The sequence below is a fragment of the Luteibacter flocculans genome (assembly GCF_023612255.1).
Classification (GTDB): Bacteria; Pseudomonadota; Gammaproteobacteria; order Xanthomonadales; family Rhodanobacteraceae; genus Luteibacter; species Luteibacter flocculans.
The window spans coordinates 1576118-1597709 of the sequence record NZ_CP063231.1; the positions used below are offsets into that span (position 1 = coordinate 1576118).

15 protein-coding genes are annotated in these 21592 nt (G+C 65.1%); 8 read left to right on the forward strand and 7 right to left on the reverse strand.

The annotated features are described in order from the left end of the window. From IM816_RS06650 to IM816_RS06670, 5 genes are all read right to left on the reverse strand, one after another. On the reverse strand, positions 1–3009 hold the full coding sequence (locus IM816_RS06650) for a TonB-dependent receptor (protein WP_250340270.1): 3009 nt from the start codon (positions 3007–3009) through the stop codon (positions 1–3). Between the two features lie 92 nt (positions 3010–3101). Further along, complete coding sequence (locus IM816_RS06655) at positions 3102–3857, reverse strand: DeoR/GlpR family DNA-binding transcription regulator (protein WP_072320574.1); 756 nt, start codon at positions 3855–3857, stop codon at positions 3102–3104. Beyond that, on the reverse strand, positions 3847–5478 hold the full coding sequence (locus tag IM816_RS06660; protein WP_250340271.1) for an ABC transporter permease subunit: 1632 nt from the start codon (positions 5476–5478) through the stop codon (positions 3847–3849). Before IM816_RS06660 ends, IM816_RS06655 begins: the two co-directional genes overlap by 11 nt. Further along, positions 5475–6476 (reverse strand): ABC transporter ATP-binding protein, encoded by a 1002-nt coding sequence (locus IM816_RS06665; RefSeq protein WP_250340272.1) that lies wholly within the window; start codon positions 6474–6476, stop codon positions 5475–5477. The genes IM816_RS06660 and IM816_RS06665 overlap by 4 nt, the downstream gene beginning before the upstream one ends. Before the next feature lie 27 nt (positions 6477–6503). Then, on the reverse strand, positions 6504–7505 hold the full coding sequence (locus IM816_RS06670; protein ID WP_250340273.1) for an ABC transporter substrate-binding protein: 1002 nt from the start codon (positions 7503–7505) through the stop codon (positions 6504–6506). Positions 7506–7699: 194 nt separating this feature from the next. Here IM816_RS06670 and hisN point away from each other — a divergent pair, with 194 nt between their 5' ends. Both hisN and IM816_RS06680 read left to right on the forward strand, forming a co-directional pair. Then, complete coding sequence (gene hisN, locus IM816_RS06675) at positions 7700–8491, forward strand: histidinol-phosphatase (protein WP_250340274.1); 792 nt, start codon at positions 7700–7702, stop codon at positions 8489–8491. 5 nt (positions 8492–8496) lie between these two features. Then, entirely contained in the window at positions 8497–10623 is a 2127-nt protein-coding gene (locus IM816_RS06680) for a phosphocholine-specific phospholipase C (protein WP_250340275.1), read from the forward strand. Here IM816_RS06680 and IM816_RS06685 read toward each other — a convergent pair. Beyond that, complete coding sequence (locus tag IM816_RS06685) at positions 10620–11804, reverse strand: M35 family metallo-endopeptidase (protein ID WP_250340276.1); 1185 nt, start codon at positions 11802–11804, stop codon at positions 10620–10622. The two genes, IM816_RS06680 and IM816_RS06685, sit on opposite strands and share 4 nt — an antisense overlap. A gap of 201 nt (positions 11805–12005) precedes the next feature. Beyond that, entirely contained in the window at positions 12006–13484 is a 1479-nt protein-coding gene (locus tag IM816_RS06690) for a tetratricopeptide repeat protein (protein WP_250340277.1), read from the reverse strand. A 210-nt stretch (positions 13485–13694) separates the two neighbouring features. On the opposite strand from IM816_RS06690, the gene prmB reads away from it, so the two are divergent. From prmB to IM816_RS18735, 6 genes are all read left to right on the forward strand, one after another. Beyond that, positions 13695–14615 (forward strand): 50S ribosomal protein L3 N(5)-glutamine methyltransferase, encoded by a 921-nt coding sequence (prmB, locus tag IM816_RS06695; RefSeq protein ID WP_250340278.1) that lies wholly within the window; start codon positions 13695–13697, stop codon positions 14613–14615. Between the two features lie 15 nt (positions 14616–14630). Continuing rightward, entirely contained in the window at positions 14631–15740 is a 1110-nt protein-coding gene (aroC, locus tag IM816_RS06700; protein ID WP_250340279.1) for a chorismate synthase, read from the forward strand. Continuing rightward, complete coding sequence (locus IM816_RS06705) at positions 15737–16735, forward strand: 2-hydroxyacid dehydrogenase (protein ID WP_250340280.1); 999 nt, start codon at positions 15737–15739, stop codon at positions 16733–16735. Before aroC ends, IM816_RS06705 begins: the two co-directional genes overlap by 4 nt. A 31-nt stretch (positions 16736–16766) precedes the next feature. After that, a complete protein-coding gene (locus IM816_RS06710) occupies positions 16767–17795 on the forward strand; it encodes an aspartate-semialdehyde dehydrogenase (protein ID WP_072320584.1) in 1029 nt (342 codons plus the stop codon). Next, on the forward strand, positions 17795–18085 hold the full coding sequence (locus IM816_RS06715; protein ID WP_250340281.1) for a hypothetical protein: 291 nt from the start codon (positions 17795–17797) through the stop codon (positions 18083–18085). Before IM816_RS06710 ends, IM816_RS06715 begins: the two co-directional genes overlap by 1 nt. 180 nt (positions 18086–18265) lie before the next feature. Then, positions 18266–20773 (forward strand): motility hub landmark protein FimV, encoded by a 2508-nt coding sequence (locus tag IM816_RS18735; RefSeq protein WP_305884076.1) that lies wholly within the window; start codon positions 18266–18268, stop codon positions 20771–20773. Positions 20774–21592: the final 819 nt, after the last annotated feature.

The following is a 21592-nucleotide window of genomic DNA, read 5'->3' on the forward strand; positions in this document are numbered from 1 at the left end:
TTAGAAGTCGTACGTGACACCGAAGCGGGCGTAACGCGGCTGCGTATAGCTGATGACCTGCTGGTAGCCATCGTTAACCGAGTTCTTGCTGCCCGACACGGGATTCGTCCGCTGCGACCGCTGCTGGTTGAGCAGGTTGAATACCGATGCAGTGAAAGCCAGCTTGCGATCGGCCCACAACGGACGGTACTCGAGGTTCACGTCCACGAGTTCTTCCCACGGCTCGCGTCCCTTGGCGCCATACGCAGACGGCTGGCCGAAGCAGAAGTGATAGTAGCTGCCGTAGCCGGACGGATCGCTTTCTGCTTCGCCATAACGGCCCAGGCAGGACTTCGGCAGGCCGGACTGGATGAGCAGGTTGGCGGAGACCAGCCACTCGGGCGCGATCTGGTACGAGCCGTAGAGCTTCAGCTGATGCTTGCGGTCATTGGCGAGATAACCGTTGGCATAGTTCATCAGCGTGGCGTAGTCCCAGTCACGCGACGCCGCGACGGAACCCTGGCCCACGTCCGAACGCACCTGGCCTTCCGTGTTGCCGTAGCTACGCGAGTACAGGTAATCGACCTTGCCCGACCATGTGCCGTCGAACGGGTGCGAGAGGTACAGATCCAGCCCGTAGTAGTTGCGCTTCAGATGGCTGAAACCGAAGTCCGCATTCGTCACTGTCACGTTGGTGTAGCCGCCGTTGGCGTTGGCGAGCTGGTAGACGTTCGCGCGACCCGGGTTGGACAGGTAGCAACTGCCGACGGTCACGGCGTCGATGTCGGCGCCCTGGGCGACGGCGGCGCGGGTGATCGCGCCGTTGTCGCAGACGTCGTCCAGCGCGTTGCGCAGTTTGCGCACCGTGGCCTTCGCACCGGCTACCCAGTCGGCATCGATCTGCTTGTCCAGGCCCAGGATGAACTCGTCCTGGTATTCCGACTTGATGTTCTTGGCGCTGACCGTCTTGGGATCGGGCGGCTGGCCGTATTCGCCGTTGGGAGACACGGCGCCACCGGTGGCCGACTTAATAAAGGTCACGCCGGTCGGCAGGCCGGAAGCATCGATGCCGGTATAGGTGAAGTACTGGTTGGTCGCGAGCGAGCCGGCTGACGTGCGCAGGGCAACGGAAGCCGGCATGGCGAGGAAGTAGCGTCCCGCGTTGCCGTAGACCTTCATGCTGGAATCGCCGTTCACGTCCCAGCTGAAACCGAGGCGCGGCGCCCACTGTGGTTTGGTCAGCTTCAGATACGGCTGGCCTGCCGGGTTGTAGTTGGTGAACTGGTCGTTGCGCAGACCAAGGGAAAGCAGCAGTCGATCGGTGACCTGCCAGTCGTCCATGATGTATTGCGCACGCTGCTTCACGCGCACGGAGGCGAGCGTGTTGTAGTGACGGTAATAGCCGTAGTAGCCGGTTTCACCGCCGGGATAGTTGGCCGGCTTGTCCACGAACGGGCTGTCGCTGATGTTGAGGTTCTTGTCGCCCTTGGCATACCACAGCTCGTAGCCGTCGCCGCCGATCGTCGTGCCATCGTCGATGTCGTGCGAGTCCTGGTTATCGATGCCCGCGGTGATCGAGTGGCTGCCGATCTTGTAGTTGAGGTCGACGCGAAGGTTGCGGTTGGTGGACTCGTGATCGGGGTTGTCGATCGTGTCCAGCGTCTGCCCGTTGGTGATCGGCGTGCCGCCGTTGAGCGCGGGGTTCTGCTGGCTGACGTTGCCGATGAACGGCCCGGTGACGCCCGTGGCCGGCGGCTCGTTGTAGTAGGTGAGCTTCGACTTGCCGTAGAGCGCGGTCAGGGTCAGATCGTCGGTGATGTAGCTGGTGAACTTGGCGACATAGACCATGGCCTTGGTCTTGTACGTCGAATCGGTGCTGGCGAAATCGCCGACCGTGTTCGTGTCGTAGTCGTAGGTGTACTTGTTGCCATTGGACCGGTGGGTCTGGTTGACGCCCGTCAGCTCAAGGATGTTGCTGTCGTTGATGTTCCAGTCGAGCTTGCCGTACCACTTCGGATCCTTGTACGTGTACTTGGTGTCGTACGCATGGTTTACGTCGCCGATGCTGTTGCCCTTGCTGCGCTCCATTTCCACAGCGGCGAACGCGTAGAGCTTGTCCTTGATCAACGGGCCGCCGGCATAGGCGCTGACCGTCGTGCTCCATTCGTGGTTGCGGTCGTTGCGCTGGTTGATCGAGCCCGGCGGTGCCGGATTGTCGTGACCATAAGTGATATTGCGGGCGCTGGCGCGCGCGAAGTCGGGTTCCCACAGTACCTGCGCACCGAAATGCCACTCGTTGGTGCCGCGCTTGCCGACCTGGCTGATGACGCCGCCGTCCGAGCGGCCGTACATCGCGGAGTAACCGCCGCTCAGCACTTCCTGCTGATCTACGGCGCCGTAGGGCAGGGTTACGCCACCGAAGCCGCTGAGCGGATCGGTCGTGTTCATGCCGTTGATGTAGTACGCGTTCTCCGAGACGGCCGAACCGGCAAAGCTCACCAGGCTGCCGCCGAAGGCATTCTTGAATCCGGTATAGCCCGGCGAGGCGCCCGGTGCGAGCAGGGCCACGGCCTCGGCCGAGCGCTGCAACGGCAGACGCGCCATGTCGGCCGCCGTGATGACCGTGCTGGACGCCACGGTAGCGACGTCGATCTTCGGCACCTGGGTGGCCGACACGGTCACGCCTTCGAGCTGCTGGGCATTGCCGGCCCCCGTGTCGAACGACACGTCGGTGGCGGCACCCACGCGCAGGGTGATGTTGTCGCGTGTATCGACGACGTTGCCGCTGGACTTCAGCGAGACCTTGTACGTTGCCAGCGGCAGCGAATCGGCGACGTAGTGGCCGCGTGCGTCCACAGGTACTTCGCGAACGATGCCGTTGCTGCCTTCGATCAGCACGGTTTCATTGGCGGCAATTGGCGCCTGGCCGGCGATACGGCCTGTGGTGGCCTGGCCGAAGGCAACGCCGGACAGTGACGCCGCGACCGCGGCGCATAAGACGGTATGTCGGAGGGTGGGGCGGGGTTTCATGGGATGCTCCGGGGAAAGGCGCTTGCGTGACAGAAGGTTTTGAATCGATCCAAATCAAATGCGTAATGCGGCCTTCCTGGCGCGGTGTTGTTTCAGGCGTAGGCGATGTCGCCGACGGCCTTACGAATGGCGGCGATGGCGCGGGATTTCTCCGCGCGGCGGTCGGTGACGAGCACGTCGATACGGTCGGCAGGGCACCAGGCGACGCGACTGCGAACGCCGATCTTCGAATGGTCGGCCGCGATCACGATGCGGCGCGCATTGGCACACATCGCTCTTGCGACTTCGGCTTCCTCCATCTCGAAGCTGCTCGCGCCAGCCTTGGCGTCGATGCCGACCGGCGAAAGGATCGCGAGGTGCGGTTGGTAACGCGCAATCTCGGCGACCGTGGCGGCGCCCTGCGTGCAGCCCGTCTGCGCATTGAAGCGACCGCCGAGCAGATGCACGTCGTTGCCGCTTCGCGCGGCGAAGCGGGTGGCTACGTCCACGGCATTGGTAACGATGGTGAGGCCATTGCGTGTGGCGAGCGCTTCGGCGACGAGGTTCATGGTGCTGCCGGCGTCCATGAAAACGGTCTGCCCGCTTTCGACGAGGCTGGCGACCTTCTTCGCGATCGCGCGCTTCTCGCGCACCCGCGTGGCATGGCGCACGTCGATCGGCGGCTCGTCGCCCGTAAGCACCGCTCCGCCATGCACGCGACGGATTTCACCGCGTTCGGCCAGTTCGACGAGGTCGCGGCGAATCGTTTCGCGCGATACGCCCAGCTCCGTGACAATGCGTTCCACGGACACCTGGCCGCTGGTGCGCAGCAGGTCGCGGATACGGGAATGCCTTTCTTCATGCCACATGGCGTCGGTCCTTGAGTACGTGGAGGAGGAGGCGCATGGCGCCGAGCGCGAGTGCGCTGGCAAGCACGACGCACATCGCATACGCGGCCGCTTGCGCGAGAAAGCCGTTCTCGTCCAGGCGCATCACCGTGACCGAGGCGAGGCCGAGTTCCGGGGTGACGAGAAAGATCACCCCCGACAGCGTCACCATGGCGCGCATGAACAGATAGAAGAAGGTAGAGATCGCGGCCGGTGCGGCGAACGGCCAGACCGCATCACGCAGCACATGCAAGGCCGTGCCGCCGGATGTCGCCACCGCGTCGTCCAGTGCCTGCGGTACCTGGCGCATGCCGGTCTGCATCGTGAGGAAGGCCTGCGCGTGATAGTGGTACAGGCTGCATGCCGCTACGATCGCAACGCTGCCGTAGAGCCACCCGGATAGCGGCCCATGATTGAAGGCCAGCACGTAGCCCAGGCCGAGCACGAGGCCCGGCACGGCGGAAGGCAGCGACGCGATGAACTGCACGGGTTTTGCGACGAACGATGGTGTGCGACGCAGCCCTGCAGACAGGGCAAACACCAGCAACACGCCAGCACAGGCGGCCATCGTCGCCATGCCGATCGACGTGGCTACCGGGCCATAGCCATCGGGCATGCCGCCCATGTAATTGGCAAGGGTCAGTGTGCGGTCGTATGGCCACAGCTTGACGACACTGACATACGCCACCGTGGCGACGACGCCCACCATGGGCAGGAGCGTCGCCAATGCGATGCCACCCAGCGTCATGTCGCGCCAGGGATGCGCCGCGGGCACGAAGCTTCGCCCTGGGTTCGCATCGCCGGTGTCCTGTCGCCGTTTTGCCAGCCGTGCCAGCCACACCGAGAGCAGCGCGGGTGCCAGCAGTACCACACCGAGCGTCGCTCCCATGGCGAAATCCTGCTGGCCGACCACTTCGCCGTAGATCTCCACGGCCAGCACGCGGTAGTTGCCGCCGATGACGACCGCGCTGCCGAAGTCGGTGAGCGTTTCTGTGAAGACGAGGAAAGCCGCCGCAAGCAGGGCGAAACGCACGCGGGGGATGGTCACATCAATGAACTGCCGCCACGGCGAGGCGCCCATGGAGGCGGCGGCGTCGTAATGGCGCGCCGGCGTGCGCACGAGCGCGGCGGATACGATGATGACGACCTGCGGTAGTCCATACAGCGTGTTCGCGATGAGCAGACCCCAGAAGCCATAGATGTCGGTAGGCAGGCCGGTCAACCGATGCACCAGTCCGTTGCGTCCGAGCAGGCAGACGAGGCCGAGTGCCAACACGAGCGAGGGTGCCAGCATCGGCAGGAGGAGGGCGCCGCGGATGAGCGCTTTTCCGGGGAGGCGCGAGCGATGCAGGGCCATCGCCAGACAAAGCCCCAACGACACCGTGCAGAGCGTGGTCGCGAGTCCGATGACGAGGCTGTGCCATGCCGCCCGCGGCAAGCCGGGATCGTCGAACAGGCGAAAGTAATTCATCACCGTGAACGCGCCCTGCGCATCCGTGACGCTGCGCAGGAGCACGGTCGCCAGCGGATGCAGAAAGAACACGAGCAGGCACAGCAGTGGCACCGCCAGCAGGAGAATGCCTACGGCGTTGACGCGTTTCACGCGCACACCCATACGCCGCGCAGGGCATCGACCGCGACGGATTCGCCGCGGTTCAAGACGCTGCGGCCGGATTGTTCCACCAGCAGCTTGCGGCCGCGCCAGGCGATCGTGATGCGCGCGAGATTGCCGAGAAACACGCTGTCCTCCACCACGGCCTCGCCGCGCGGATCGCTCTCGATCGCGACATCCTCGGGGCGCAGGCAGAGTTCGTACGTGCTCTCGCTGCCGGGTGGGCGACGTTCCAGAAAGCCGGGCAACGCGTCGCGCACGAAGGCCGTCGGCAGGAGGTTGGCGCGCCCCACGAACTCAGCCACGAAGCGGGACCGTGGACGTTCGTACAGATCGCGCGGGCTGCCCGTCTGTTCGATCCTGCCGTGATTCATGCAGACGATGGTGTCCGCCATCGCCAGCGCTTCCTCCTGGTCGTGCGTCACCATGATCGTCGGAATGCCGAGCGCGCGCTGAAGCTGGCGTATCTCGGTGCGCAACTGTCCGCGAATAGCGGGGTCGAGTGCGGAGAGCGGCTCGTCGAGGAGCAGCATCGCCGGTTCGGTGGCGAGTGCGCGGGCCAGCGCTACACGCTGCTGCTGGCCGCCGGAGAGTTCGTCCGGAAAGCGTGCGCCGAGACCGCCGAGCCCGACCCGTTCGAGCAGTTCGCTGCAACGTGCCGCGATCCGCGCGGGTGGATCGCGGCGCAGACGCATTGGGTAGCCGACGTTGGCGGCGGCGGTCATGTCGGGAAACAACGAATACGCCTGAAAGACCAGGCCCATGCGGCGCTCGCGAGCGGGCAGCGCGGTGATGTCGCGATCGCCGAGGATCACGCGCCCCGCGTCCGCCGCGGTCAGCCCGGCGACGATGCGCAGCAAGGTGGTCTTGCCGCAGCCGCTGGGGCCGAGCAGACAGACGAATTCGTTCTCGCGGGCATGGAATGACACGCCGTCGAGCACGGTATGTCCGCTCCACGCCTTGGCGATGTCGTCGATCCGCAGGTGCATGTCCCCAAACTCCCCCAAGGCCGCGCGCTAGCGCGTCAGCCGTTTGTATCTGGCAATGAGCGCCGCACGTTCGCGCGCCGCGGTGGCGAAATCGCGCGCGGGCAGCGTCGCGACGAGATCGGCAGGCAGGCCCTGCCGTTGTTGTTCTGCGCTCGGCGTGCTGCCGGGTGCGGCAACGATCTCCTTGAAGCCGCGGTACAACGCAGCGGCCTCGGGCGATGCCGTCCAATCGAGAAAGCGTCGGGCATCGTCTGCATGCGCTGCGCCCTTCATTAGCGCGGACGCTTCCAGTTCGTAACCCTTGCGTCCTTCCGGAATCACCATCGTCACCGGATAGCCCTGGCGGATGGATTGCATCGCCGAGAACGCGAACGAGATGCCGATCGGAAACTCACCGATGCGCGCGAGCTTGCACGGCGCCGATCCGGACAAGGTGACCTGGCCGACGTTGCGCGTGATGTCGCTTAGCAAGTCCATACCGCCGGCATTGCGGCCGGCGTCCGACAGCGACGAAATCAACATGTATCCCGTACCCGACGATGCCGGGTCCGGCATGGCTATCTGACCTTTGTACTGCGGCGAGGCGAGATCGCGCCAACTGCGCGGCATGGGCAGGTGGCGCTCGTCCAATGCCTCACGGTTCACACACAGTGCGGCGAGATAGCCGGTGGGCGCGAACCAGAGATCGTCGGTGGCGCGGAACGCGGCCGGCATGCGATCGATGTTCGGGCCGCGCACCGGCGCAAGCAGCGCCGCAATATGCGGTTCGAGCATGTCGGTCACGGCCATGCCCCAGATCGCATCGTTGCGCGGTTCCGCCGACTCGGCGAGCAAGCGTGCGGCGAGGTCGCCGCTCGACAGGCGCAGCACGCGGATGTCCAGATCGGGCAGGGCTTTCTTTGCCGCGTCGAGATAGATGGCGATCTCGTCGCTTTCCAGCGCGGAATAGACGGTGACGGTACCGGCATGCGCCACGCCACAGGCGGCAAGCAGCGCGATGACGCTTCCGATGTGGCGGTATGGATGCATGGCCGGGTTCACCCTGTGACGCGGTCGTCGAAGGCGCTACGCGGAAGGATCATGTGTCACCCACCCGTGTGGCGTTTTGGGTATATTTGCAAACCTGTGGCGTATACGTCCACCAGAGAATTTTCGTTTTTGTCATGCTTTCGACACGTGCCGACGCTAGTCGCGCGTGCTTTCCCCGCCCAGGAGTGTCGTTGATGGAACCGTTGTCCGCCGCCGAGCGGAAGGAATTCGAGGACTTCGCCGTGGCTATTGCCAACAATGCGCGTGCATTGTCGTTACCGCGGTTCCGTCGTCCTGTGGACGTGACGCTCAAGGGTGACATGAGCCCCGTGACAGCCGTGGACCGGGGTGTGGAATCGATGCTGCGCGAGCGCATCGAACTGGCCTGGCCCACCCACGGCCTGCTTGGCGAGGAGTACGGCGCAACGCGTATGGATGCGGAGTACGTCTGGTCGATCGACCCGATCGATGGCACGCGCAGCTTCATTTCGGGCTGGCCACTGTGGGGCACGCTGCTGGCGTTGCTGCGGCATGGCAAGCCCGTGCTGGGCGTGCTGGACATGCCCGTGCTCGACGAACGCTGGATCGGGCACGCCGGCCGCAGCACGACGATGAACGGCGTTCCCTGCCGTACCCGTGCGTGCGAGACGCTGGCGACGGCCACGCTCTACACCACCACGCCGGACATGTTCACGCCCGACGAGTGGGCGCGTTTCGACCGCACGAGCCGTGCCGCCTATACACGCCGTTTCGGTGGCGATTGCTACGGTTACGGCATGCTGGCCGCCGGGCACATCGACGCCGTGATCGAGGCCAACCTCATGCCTTACGATTACCTGGCCATCGCACCGGTCGTGGAAGCGGCAGGTGGTGTGATGACCGACTGGGAAGGTCGTGCGCTCGGTCTGGAGAGTGGCGGTCGCGTCGTCGCCGCTGCAACACCTGCGCTGCACGCCGCCATCATCGAATCGCTCGCCAGGGACTGATCTGCATGTTTTCCCGCGACCGTCGCCGATTTCTCCACGCTGCAGGCGCGACCGTCGCTGCCTCGCTGATTGCGCAAGGTTTCCCGGCGGCGATAGCACGCGCGCTCGCCACCGGGCCCGACCGGCGCACGGGCACCATCGCAGATGTCGGTCACGTGGTGATCCTCATGCAGGAGAACCGTTCGTTCGATCACTATTTCGGCACGCTGCGCGGCGTGCGTGGTTTTGCCGATCCGCGCGTGCTGGAACTCGGCAACGGCGATTCGGTGTGGAAGCAACCGGTGACGGCGGTGCGCAGCAAGGTCTGGAAGGCCCGCGGCATCGGCGACGACGTGGGCTGGGTGTATCCGTTCCATCTCGATACGCACGCCTGCGGCGATCACCACGAAGGCACCGACCACGGCTGGAGCAGCGGCCATGGCGCGTGGAACCTCGGTCGCAACGATCGCTGGATCGAACAGAAGCAGGACGTGCTTACCATGGCGTACCTGCGCCGCGAGGACGCCGCATTCCATTACGCGCTGGCCGATGCCTTCACCATCTGCGATGCGTATCACGCCTCCGCACTGGCCGACACCGCCATCAACCGCATTTACCTCTGGAGCGGCACAGCCGATCCTTCCGGGCGGCTAGGTTCCAAGGCCAACGGTCCTGGGACCGAGGAGCGCCCCGACGCCAATGGCTACACCTGGACCACGTATCCGGAACGCTTGGAAAAAGCCGGCGTCACGTGGCGCGTCTATCAGGGCGGCACGGGCGATCCCGGTTCGCCGACCGACAACTACACCGACAATTCGCTCGAATTCTTCGCGAAGTATCAGGTCAAGGAAGGCGCCGATCCACACGGACCGCTCGTGCGTAACGGCGTGTCGAACCACACGCTACGTGAGCTGCGCGACGACGTGCTGCATGATCGTCTTCCGCAGGTGACCTGGATCGTCGCACCGTACAAGTACAGCGAGCATCCCACCTCGTCGCCGGCCGATGGTGCGTTCTACATCCGCCGCGTGATCGAGGCTTTGACGGCGAATCCGAAGGTCTGGAGTCGCACGGTTCTGTTCCTGAACTACGACGAGAACGACGGTTTCTTCGATCACGTTGTGCCGCCAGCACCGCCGCTCGAAAGCGGGGAAGACGCGGAAGGCATGGTGTCCGATGACCTCCTGGCCGGGCTGGGCGACGAGATCATGGACCTCGACGCGCATCCAAGGATTTCATCGCCGCTCGTGCCGGGCAGCGATCCGCTTGGCGAACAGCCGGTCGGCCTCGGCAATCGTGTGCCGATGATCGTGGTTTCCCCGTGGACGCGTGGCGGCTGGGTCTGCTCGGAAACCTTCGACCACACGTCGGTGCTGCGCTTTCTTGAAAAGCGCTTCGGCGTCGAGGAACCGAATATCAGCACGTGGCGTCGCTCGATCTGCGGCGACCTCACGAGCGCGTTCGATTTTGCCGGCACGGCAGACTCGCGCATGCCGACGCTTAGGGTGCCGGCCGGATCGACGCGCAAGGCGGCGATCATGGTGCCGCAGCCGCAGACCATGCCTGTGCAAGAGAAGGGCACGCGCTCATCGCGAGCGCTCGCTTATGCGTGGACGCTGGAGCATCGGCTGGATGCCGACAGCAGCCGCATTGCCTTCGTCAATCACGGCCAGCTCGGCGCAGCGTTCTTCGTCTATGACGGACTCCATCGCGACGCACCGCCGCGCCGCTACGCCGTGAGCGCCGGCAAGCGCATCGAAGACCGCTGGCCGTTGGCGAAAGCGGGCGATGGCTACGATCGTCGTATCCACGGGCCGAACGGTTACTACGCCCACCTGCGCGGGTTTGCAGATGACGGACTGGAAGCGATCGTGGTGGGGCAGTCCCGCAAGCGCGGCGTTGAAGTGCGTCTCAGCAATCGAAGCGCGATACGTGTGACGGCGCGAATCATGGATGCGTACGGCAACATGGCGGCTCGCGACGTCGATCTCTCCGCAGGACAAACACTGACAGTGCCGCTCGACCTGTCCCGCAGTGCGGGCTGGTACGACATCGCCATCACCACGTCCAGTGCGCCACGTTACCTGCGCCGCTTTGCCGGCCACCATGAGGACGGCAAAGCGGCAACAAGCGACCCCGGCTTATCGGCCTAGTCGTTGTAAGGAGTGGTGTCCATCATGAAGAACTCTACGTTGTCTGCATTTCGCACGGCCTTCCAGCGATCGTCTCTCGCCAGGTCTTCGGCGTTTAGCTTGCCGTAGACGTAGTCGCTACGACCGTCGCTGTCTCGATCGTAAAAGTGGCTCACCTCATGGATGATTACGCTAGTCCTGCTAACCCAGGGATCGTTGACGGGAAGGCGAAAAAAACCTGGACAGAAGTGAATCAGATAAGGGCTGTGGTCTTCAGCATGTGCCATGACCTCGGACGGAAATCCATCGCAGCCACATCGAGGAGTTATCTTGCTTCCCCCTGTCAGGGTTAGCCGAGACATCGTGGCGCCCAGGGCTGATTTCAGATTGCCGCTATCGCTCTCGTACCAACCCGATTGATCGGGAAGAGGCGCATCCTCGGGCGGTCTGCCGAACCAACGTTCAAAGCGCGGCTTAGCGTTGTAACGATATGAGAAATTTCCCTCGGGGTCTTTGATGACCTGATAGACGGATAATATGAAGCCATACCCGGATTGCGACGCGTTTGCAGCACTCGGTAGGGTTTCATTGATCTTTTCCATATCTTCAGTCGAGCATATGTCTGACACGGATGGGGAAGGACCCATGTAAGCAGACGGGGTGTTGACACGTACCTCGATCTCATTGCTTTGCACGAAGGTCTGGCTGGTTCGAACGAATGCCCGACGCTCTTCTTCCGGCGCTGCCCGTGCATCTGGCTCCCGATCCAGCGAAGCGAAAAACCGTATCTTGAAGCGGCCACCCTTGCTGAAATCGTATTCGCGACCCAGGTTGACTTCCTTATGCACCGATTCGCCGGGTGGTACGACAACAAAGTGACTGAGACGGACGGGACCCCAATAGCCCGGGCCGGACCCTTTGTAAGGAAGCACATCGCCCGTTTCGTTAGTGATGACAAACTCATTGCCCGGAAGGCCGTCATCCGTTCTGCCGAAGGGTGTCGACGGCTTATGGAGAAAGACTGGCGCATCGCCCCGGTTGATGAAGGTGACATCGACGCGTACAGGTTCACTACCGATGGCTCGGGTCGTTTCGCGGATAACGGCCTCGATGCGGCCTTCTGCATGTGCCTGTGTCCAGGCGAGGCTGGCGAAGAGCGCACATAGTGCGGCTCTCTTTTTGCGTTTCGTTCGATAAAGCATGCGTTCCTTCCGTTGATTGGATCCATGTCCGCCGCTGAAGCGAGAGGACACGTGGGAAGGTAGCGACCGGACGGCGTTGAAGGAATCTACGGGAGTTGAAGATGTGGTGCGATAAGCAGTTCCGGACTTTGGGCGGAATTCTCATGACACCGGTTTTGCACTGCGCTACGTGCGCGCACGCGAACGTCGTAGACCTCGGCGTTAACGCATCGCCTCCGCCGCCTTCTCGCCGCGCAATGCACCCGCACGACCCGGTGCCTGCACGAGTGACTGCTTGAATGCGGCCAGTGCAGGTCCGGGTTGCTTCTGTGCAAGAAGCAGTTCGCCCAGTTGTTCGCGCGCCGGGACGATCGGGCCTGGCGTCACGGGACGTTTTTCGACGCGATCTTCGCGTTCGGCGGCATCGGTCATCAGTGCGACGGCGCTCGATGCGTTGCCGTCTGCCTGTGCGGACCAAGCTTTCACTTCGGACGCGAGAACGCCCGTCTGCGCGGACCAGTAGTCGTCGCCGGAGGCCTTGAGTTCGGCTTCGATCTGATCGAGGCGCTTTGCTTGTGCACGTGCTTCGTCAGGATGACCACTGCGCGCGAGGCCGAGACCCTTGGCCCATACCGCGATGGCGACCACCGAGGGTGGCGCGCCGGTTGGCGGCGCGATCGAGGCGGCATCGGTCCAATGCCCTTGTTCGACGATTTCGCGTATTGGCATCGCGGTGGCGGCGTATGCCACGGCGAAATCATCCATGTCCAGGTTGCGCATGCGCTTCAGGTCGGCGATGACGGCCTTGGCGTCGGCGTCGCGGCCGGTCTGCATGTACGCATAGACGAGATAGTCCATGGCGTGCAGTTGCCCCATGGTGTCGCCGTGATCGCGGGCGGCTTTTTCGGAGGCGAGGTTGGAGCGGATCGAATCGTCCCAGAGTCCCAGTCGCGTGAAAATGTGCGAGGGCATGTGCAGGGCATGCGGTGCTGACGGTGCGATGTCCGCATATTTGCGCGCGGCGGGAAGGCCCAGCTGAGCCAGCTCGGCGCTGTCGCAGGCGTGAATGAGGTAATGGGCGATACCCGGATGGTCGGGGTGGGCGCGGAACAGAGGATCGAGAATCGCGATCGCCTGTTTCTGCTTCGCGTGCGTCTTGTCGGCCATCGAGGCGTCCGACAGCAGCGCGACCGCGTAGAACACCTGTGCCTCGACATCGTTCGGATTGTCGCGAGCCACGGCCGCCATGGCCGTTTCGTAGGCGAGCGTGCGCTGGCCGGGTTTCACATTACCGTCCTGGTAGAGCTGGCCCAGGGCATGGATGTATGCCTGCTCCCGAGGAGACGACGTCGGCAGTCGGGCGGCCGTGCGGGCCTCCGCCTGGCCGCGGGCGAAGGTGTCGGGCGGCAGCGAAGGCGCCCACACCGGATGGAAGAAGACCATCGCCAGGCCCCAATGGGCCATGGCGCACGACGGATCCTTCGCCACGATGTCCTCGAACGCCTTCTGGGCGGGGCCATAAGCAAAGGAGTGGATGAGGGCGACGCCGCGGTCGAACGGCTTCTGCACGGAGGGGCTGCACGAGATCGGGAAGGAGACGTCGCCCAGCTTTTCGGGGATGCCGTGGTCGTGCATCTCCTGGGCATGGGCGGCGGATGCCATCAGCAGCGAGATGGCGAGAGCGCGCAGGAAACCTGTCATGCCTGACTCCGTGGTGTGGGCGACGCAGGCCCGCGGAAAGGTCGGAATGTACGCCTGACAGGCGCGGGTGCCCATCGGCAGGACGGCCGATGCCCCTTGCCCGATCCGCGAGCGGTACATCGGACGACAGCGCCCCGCGGCGCGGGCCATGCCGAAGGTGGGTGCCCGGACGGCTATACTCAGGGGCCAGCCTCATCGACATACCTCTCCGTGACCAGCGAACTGTCCTCCATCATCGATTTCATCCGCTACGGCGCCAGCCGCTTCTCGGCCGCCGGCCTGACCTTCGGGCACAGCCACGACAATCCGATCGACGAGGCCACGCACCTGGTCCTGGCGGCCCTGCATCTGCCGCCGGACCTGCCGCCTGCCTACGGCGCTGGCAAGCTCGTGGCCGAAGAGCGCGAGGCCATCCTTGCCCTGATCGAAAAGCGGATCGAGGAGCGCGTGCCGGTGGCGTACCTGGTCGGCGAGACCTGGTTCGCGGGCCTGAAGTTCAAGAGCGATCGCCGCGCCCTGGTGCCGCGCTCGCCCATCGCGGAACTGATCGAGAGCGGCTTTACGCCCTGGCTGGACGACCGCCACGTGGAACGCGCGCTGGACCTTTGCACGGGCTCGGGTTGCATCGGTATCGCCATGGCCGAGTACAACCCGGACTGGCAGGTCGATCTGGTCGACGTCAGTGACGACGCGCTGTCGCTCGCTAACGAGAACATCGTCTTCCAACATGTGGAAGATCGCGTGCGGGCGGTCAAGTCCGATCTCTTTGCCGGCGTGCAGGGCGAGGTCTACGACCTCATCGTCTCGAACCCGCCTTATGTGACGCATGCCGAATATGCCGCCATGCCGGCCGAATACAGCCATGAACCGGTCCTCGGTCTGACCTCCGGAGATGATGGACTGGACATCACCTTGCGCATCCTCGACGAGGCCGCCGATCACCTCAGTGAGGATGGCCTGCTGATCGTGGAAGTGGGCGACAGCGAGCGTGCGCTGGTGGAACTGCTGCCCCGCGTGCCCTTCGTGTGGCTCGAGTTCAAGGTGGGCCCGATGGGCATTTTCGCGCTGGAGCGGCGCGACCTCGTCGAACACGCCGCGGACATCGCCGCCCTTCGCGCCGCACGAAACTGACCCATCGGAAGCACCGTGTCCTCCAATACGTTCGGCAAGCTCCTCTCCGTCACTACCTTCGGCGAAAGCCACGGCCCGGCGATCGGGTGCGTGGTGGACGGTTGCCCGCCCGGGCTGGCGCTCGACGCGGCAGAATTCCGCGCCGACCTGGAACGCCGTGCTACCGGTCGCTCGCGGCACACCTCCCAGCGCAGGGAGGCCGACGAGATCGAGATCCTCTCCGGCGTGTACGAGGGCGTGACCACGGGTACGCCCATTGCCTTGCTGATCCGTAACACGGACGCGCGCTCCAAGGACTACGGCAACATTCTCGACACCTTCCGCCCCGGCCACGCCGATTACACGTACGCGCAGAAGTACGGTATTCGCGATCCACGCGGCGGCGGACGTTCCTCGGCGCGCGAAACCACAATGCGCGTGGCGGCCGGTGTCATCGCCAAGAAATGGCTCGCGCAGCGCCATGGCGTGTCCGTGCGCGGCCACGTGGCCCAGATCGGCGAACTCGTGCCGCGCGGCTTCGACGCCCATGCCATCGAGGACAATCCGTTCTTCTGGCCGGACGCGGCGCAGGTGCCGGAGCTGGAGTCGTACATGGATGCCTTGCGCAAGTCGGGCGATTCGGTCGGCGCGAAGGTCACCGTGATCGCCGACGGCGTGCCGGCCGGGTGGGGCGAGCCGATCTACGGCAAGCTCGACGGCGAACTCGCCGCGGCCATGATGTCCATCAACGCGGTGAAGGGCGTCGAGATCGGTGACGGATTTGCCGCGGTGGCGCAGCGTGGTACGCAGCACCGCGACGAGATGACCGCCGACGGATTTCTCTCCAACCACGCAGGCGGCATTCTCGGTGGCATCGCCTCCGGCCAGCCCATCGTGGTGTCGATGGCGTTCAAGCCCACTTCCAGCATCCTCGTGCCCGGACGCAGCGTCGATCGGGCCGGCCAGCCCACCGAGGTGGTGACCAAGGGGCGCCACGATCCCTGCGTCGGTATTCGTGCGGTGCCGATCGCCGAGGCCATGCTCGCGCTCGTGCTGATGGACCAGGCCCTGCGCCACCGCGCGCAGTGCGGCGACGTCGGCACCGTGCCCCCGCATATTCCCGGCGCGGTCCGGAGCGAGTCATGAGCAAGCCCCGCGTCTGGGTATCCCGGCCTTTCTTTCCGGACATCGTCGATCGCTTGCGGCCCTTCTTCGAGGTGGACGCAGAGAGCGAAGAACAGCGCTTCTCGTCGGCCGACCTCGCGACACGGCTGGCCGATGCCGACGCCGCCATCGTGGGGCTCGCCGAGCGCATCGACGTCGCGGCGATCCGCCAGGCCAAGCGGCTGCGCTTCGTGGCGAACCTCGGCGTGGGCTACAACAACCTGGACATCGAGGCGCTCTCCGCGGCCGGGATCGGCGCGTCGAATACGCCCGATGTCCTCAACGAAACCGTGGCCGACTACGCCTGGGCGTTGATGCTCGCGGCAGCGCGCCGCGTGGGCGAGGCTGAGCGCTGGCTACGGGCGGGGCAGTGGCATGGCTCCCGTTTCGAAGGCTGGCTGGGTACCGACGTGCACGGCAAGACCATCGGCATCCTGGGCATGGGCCGTATCGGCCAGGCCATCGCGCGGCGCGCGGCGGGTTTTCGCGCCAGGGTGATCTATCACAATCGCTCGCGCCTTCCCGCGGCGGTCGAGCAGGCCTGCGCCGCCACCTATGTGGACAAGGCGCAGCTCCTGACGGAGGCGGATCACCTCATCCTGGTCGTTCCGTATACGCCGGAGAGCCACCACGCGATCGGCGAGGCCGAACTGCAGGCGATGAAGCGCTCCGCGACGCTGGTGAACGTGGCCCGTGGCGGCGTCGTCGACGATGTTGCCTTGGCCCGGGCGCTGGCGCGAGGGACGATTGCCGCGGCGGCGCTCGACGTGTTCGAAGGCGAGCCCGCGCTGCATCCCAGCCTGCTCGCTTTGGACAATATCGTGCTCAGTCCGCACATCGCGAGCGCGAGCCGCGACACACGTCGCGATATGGCGGCGCTGGCTGTGGACAATGTGCTGGCGGCGTTCGGGCATGGTCCCCACGCCGGCCGGCCGCCCACGATCCTCAATCCGGGTGTGCTGGCCGACGCCAGCTGACCTGTTTTCCCACGCCTGACAAAAGCGAAGCATGAGCAAGAAGACGAGTTACAAGGTAGCCATGGTGGGTGCGACCGGCGCGGTCGGTGAAACCCTCCTGTCGATCCTCGCCGAGCGGGACTTCCCCGTGAGCGAGCTGGTGCCCCTGGCGAGCGAGCGCTCGGCGGGCGGTACGATCGATTTCAACGGAAAACCGGTCGTCGTCCAGGATCTTGCCAAATACGACTTCGACGGCGTGGACATCGCCTTCTTTTCCGCAGGCGGCTCGGTCAGCCGGGAGCACGCGCCGCGTGCGGCCGCTGCGGGTGCCGTGGTGATCGACAACACCTCGGAGTTTCGCTACCAGGACGACATTCCGCTGGTGGTGTCCGAGGTCAACCCGCACGCCATTGCCGACTACACCGTGCGCGGCATCATCGCCAATCCGAACTGCTCCACGATGCAGATGCTGGTCGCGCTGGCGCCGATCCATCGTGAAGCGGGTATCGAGCGCATCAACGTTGCCACCTATCAGTCCGTGTCCGGCGCGGGGCGCAGCGGCATGGAGGAACTGGGCAAGCAGACCGCCCAGATGCTCAATTTCCAGGAAGTGGAAACGGTCAAGTTCCCGAAGCAGATCGCGTTCAACGTGATCCCGCACATCGACGAATTCCAGGCCAACGGCTACACCAAGGAAGAAATGAAGATGGTCTGGGAGACCCGGAAGATCCTCGAAGACCCATCCATCCAGGTGAACCCGACGGCCGTTCGCGTCCCCGTGTTCTACGGGCATGCCGAAGCCGTGCACATCGAGACGCGCGACAAGATCAGTGCCGAGCGCGCGCGCGAACTGCTCGAGCAGGCGCCGGGCATCGTCGTGCAGGACGAGCGCAAGGCGGGCGGGTATCCCACGCCGGTCGGCGACGCGGCAGGCAAGGACCCGGTCTTCGTCGGTCGCATCCGTGACGACATCTCGCACGAACGTGGCCTCGATCTGTGGATCGTTGCGGACAACATCCGCAAGGGTGCGGCGCTGAATGCCGTGCAGATCGCCGAGATCCTGATCGAGGACTACCTGTAATGACCGCACGCGTCGTGCTTGCCGGTCTGCTCGCGTTGTCGGCGCCCCTGGCGTCGGCGGCGACACCGCCGCCGCAAGCCGCCGCGGCACCCGCGGACCCGGCCGCCACGCAGGCCCAGTTGCAGGCGTTGCGCGGCCAAGTGAAGCGGCAGGACACCGAGGTCACCCAACTTAAGTCGAAGGTTGAGACGCTGGAGACCGCGTCGCAGGCCGCCCAGCGCGAGCTGGAAGAACGCGATCGGAAGATCGCCGAGCTGCGTCGACAGTTGGAGGCAGGGCAGGGCCACTAGGGGTGGACCGACATGTAAGGGGGGCGTGTACGGGCCTCGCGAACGACTTAACGTTGTCGCGTAACTATCCGTAGTCGCTATTGTTAGTTGTTGCTGGGGTGCACTACAGTGGCGCCTTCGCGGCCGACCGCCCGATAGAGGCGCGCCGCCGGCATGGATTTAGTTCGGGGGAAAGCAGTAATGAACCGTACGTTGAAGCTTTCGATCATGCTGGCGCTGGCGACATGGGGCAGCCAGGCCCTGGCCCAGAATCTGGGTCCGGTCCAGATGCGCTCGACCATGGACCAACCGCTGATGGCGGACATTCCGCTGACCGGCGTGTCGGGCAATCTCGACAACGTCCATGTGGCGCTGGCCTCGGAAGAAGCCTTCGCCCGCGCGGGCCTGAACCGTTCCGCCCTTCCGGTGCCGCTGAGCTTTGCGGTAGCCAAGAATGCGGCAGGCCAGCCGGTGGTCCGCGTGACCTCCGCCGCGCCGGTGCGCGATACCTATCTCGATTTCCTGGTGGAAGTCTCCTCCGGCAGCAACAAGGTCGTGCGCGAAGTGACCATGCTGCTCGACCCGCCGGGCACCCCGGTGGGCGCCGCGGCGGCATCTACACCGGCAGCGCCCGCCGCACGTCCATCGCGCACCTCCGAGGTGCCTGCGCGCGTGCCGACCGCTGAAGCGTCGAAGCCGGCACGTGCCGAGCCTGCATCGCGTGCCGAAGCGGTCCCGCACGCGGAGCCGGCACCGCATGCCACGGCAACACAGGGCGGTACCTATGGCCCCGTGCAGCGCGGCCAGACCCTGTCCACCATCGCCCGCCAGCACGCCGGCGGCGCGGACATGAACCAGATGCTCGTCGCGCTGCAGAAGGCCAACCCCGATGCCTTCTACCGCGGCAACATGAATGCCTTGAAGACGGGTGCCATCCTGCGCATCCCGTCGTCCGACGAGATCCAGGCGCAAAGCGGCGCCGCCGCACTGGCCGAAGTGCGCCGGCAGAACGAGAGCTGGCGTGCGGGCACGGCGCGTGCGCCTTCGGTCGTCGCCGACGGCGCATCCACCGGAGCCGCGCAGAACGATGCGAAGGGCCCCGCGCCCAAGAGCGACCGCCTCGCCATCGTGCCGGCCAAGGAGGGCGGTGACGCTGCGTCCACGCGCGCCGGCACCAAGGGCGGCACGGGCGACACGCAGATCGCCGGTCTGCGCCAGGAACTGGCCACGTCGAAGGAAAGCGTCGCGTCCCTCAAGCAGGAAGGTGCAGAGCTGAAGTCGCGTATCGGCGAGCTTGAAGACCTGAATGCGAAGAACCAGCGTCTGCTGAGCCTCAAGGATTCCGAAATCGCCGAGCTTCAGCGCAAGCTGGCCGACGCGCAGAAGCAGGGCAGCAAACCCGCTGCCGCACCAGCCGCTGCTGCTACGGTGGCTTCCGCGACGCAGCCAGCCGCCGCGGCACCCGCACCGGTCGCGACGCCTGCACCCGCTGCCGCCGGCACGGCCGGACAGACTTCTGCTGCAACGACCGCTCCCGCACCGGGCGCTACGGTTGCCATCTCGCCACTCAAGGAACCGGCCGCAACGCCGCCGTCCGCCGCGACCCCGCCGGCTCCCGCTGCCGCGGCTCCAAAGCCCGTGGCGCCGACCCCGTCGCCCGCGCCGGTCGAGGAAGACCCGTGGTACATGCAGCCGTGGGCCTGGGGTGGCGGTGCGATTGTCATCCTGCTGTTGCTTGTCGCCGCCGTGTTCGGTCGGCGGAAGCCGAAGGCCGCGCCGGCTGTCGCGAGCAGCTCGCTGGCGGACCGCTTCGGTCAGGAACCGACGTTCGGCGAATTTGGCCACGCCGAGACGATGGATCAGGACCAGCGCGAGATCCTCGACGCGCTGGCCGAACATCCGGACGACGTGGGCCTGCACCTGGAACTGGTGAGCCTTTACTACGGCCGTCGCGACGTCGAGCATTTCGAAGCTGCGGCGGAAGCGATGTTCGCTCACATCGCCGATCCCGAGCAGCCGGAATGGCGCGAGGTGGTGATGATGGGCGAGGATCTCGCGCCCAGCCACCCGCTGTTCGGTGGCGTACCGGTGGACGAGATCGACGAGCCGTACGAGGAAGAAGGCTATACCGCGGCCCGCTCGCACGATCCGGACGAGGTGGCAGCGCTTGAGGAGTTCGACCTCGGCAACTACGTCACCGAGCCCGAAGACGCGCGTCCTGCCGCACCGGTGCCGCAGAAGCACAGCGAATATCACTTCAACTTCGACCTGACGCCGGTTCAGCGCACCGAGGCGGAACACCGCCCGAATGCCCCGGACGTGTTCGACGTGGACGCTCCCGAGTCGCCGTATGCCGAGCCGCACGCCACGCCGGCCTTCGGCGAGATCCTGGCGGAAGAGAAGGCGGAAGAACGCCCCACCTGGTCGTTCGACGAAGAGCACGAAAGCGCGCCGCCGCAGCCGCCGCTGGACGCCGTGGCGTCGGTGCCGCGCTTCGACGAACCGACCTTCCCCGACGAGGAGCCGCTAACGGATCACGGTCCGGAGAGTTTCAGCGACGATCCCGTGGATACGAAGCTCGACCTTGCACGCGCCTATCTCGACATGGGCGACGAAGAAGGCGCGCGCCTGATGCTGGACGAAGTGCTGGCCGAAGGCTCGCAGATGCAGAAGGACACGGCGAAGCGCATTCTCGACGGCATCGCCTGATCCAACGCAGCTCCTAAGGTAGCGGCTCGCAAAACAGACCCGGCGTGGGACCGATGTCCTCGCCGGGTTTTTCGTTTCTGCAGCGTGTTCAATGCGGCGACGCAAAGCGCAGCGTTACTTGGCGGGCTCCCGCCAGCTGTTGGAGGCTGTTGTTATCCCCAATCGCCAACAGGCTGGCTCCCACCGCACCCCCGCGGGAGCCAGCCTGCTGTCGATAAGGGACGGATGAGCCCCAACTTGGTGAGAGCCAGCCTGCTGTCGATAAGGGACGGATGAGTCCCCGCTTGGTGGGAGCCAGCCTGCTGGCGATAAGGGACGGATGAGCCCCGGCATGGTGGGAGCCAGCCTGCTGGCGATAAGGGACAGGCGAGCCCCAGCTTGGTGGGAGCCAGCCTGCTGGCGATAAGGGACAGACGAGCCCCAACTTGGTGAGAGCCAGCCTGCTGGCGATAAGGGACGGATGAGCCCCAACGTGGTGGGAGCCAGCCTGCTGGCGATAAGGGACGGATGAGCCCCAACGTGGTGGGAGCCAGCCTGCTGGCGATAAGGGACAGACGAGCCCCAACTTGGTGAGAGCCAGCCTGCTGGCGATAAGGGACGGATGAGCCCCAACGTGGTGAGAGCCAGCCTGCTGGCGATAAGGGACGGATGAGCCCCAACGTGGTGAGAGCCAGCCTGCTGGCGATAAGGGACGGATGAGCCCCCGCTTGGTGGGAGCCAGCCTGCTGGCGATTAAGCATAGGTAGTCCTTCGCCTTACATATAACGCGGCAGCGCCGCGCTGGGTCGCAACGCCGTCACGCACCTAACCCGACCTGCC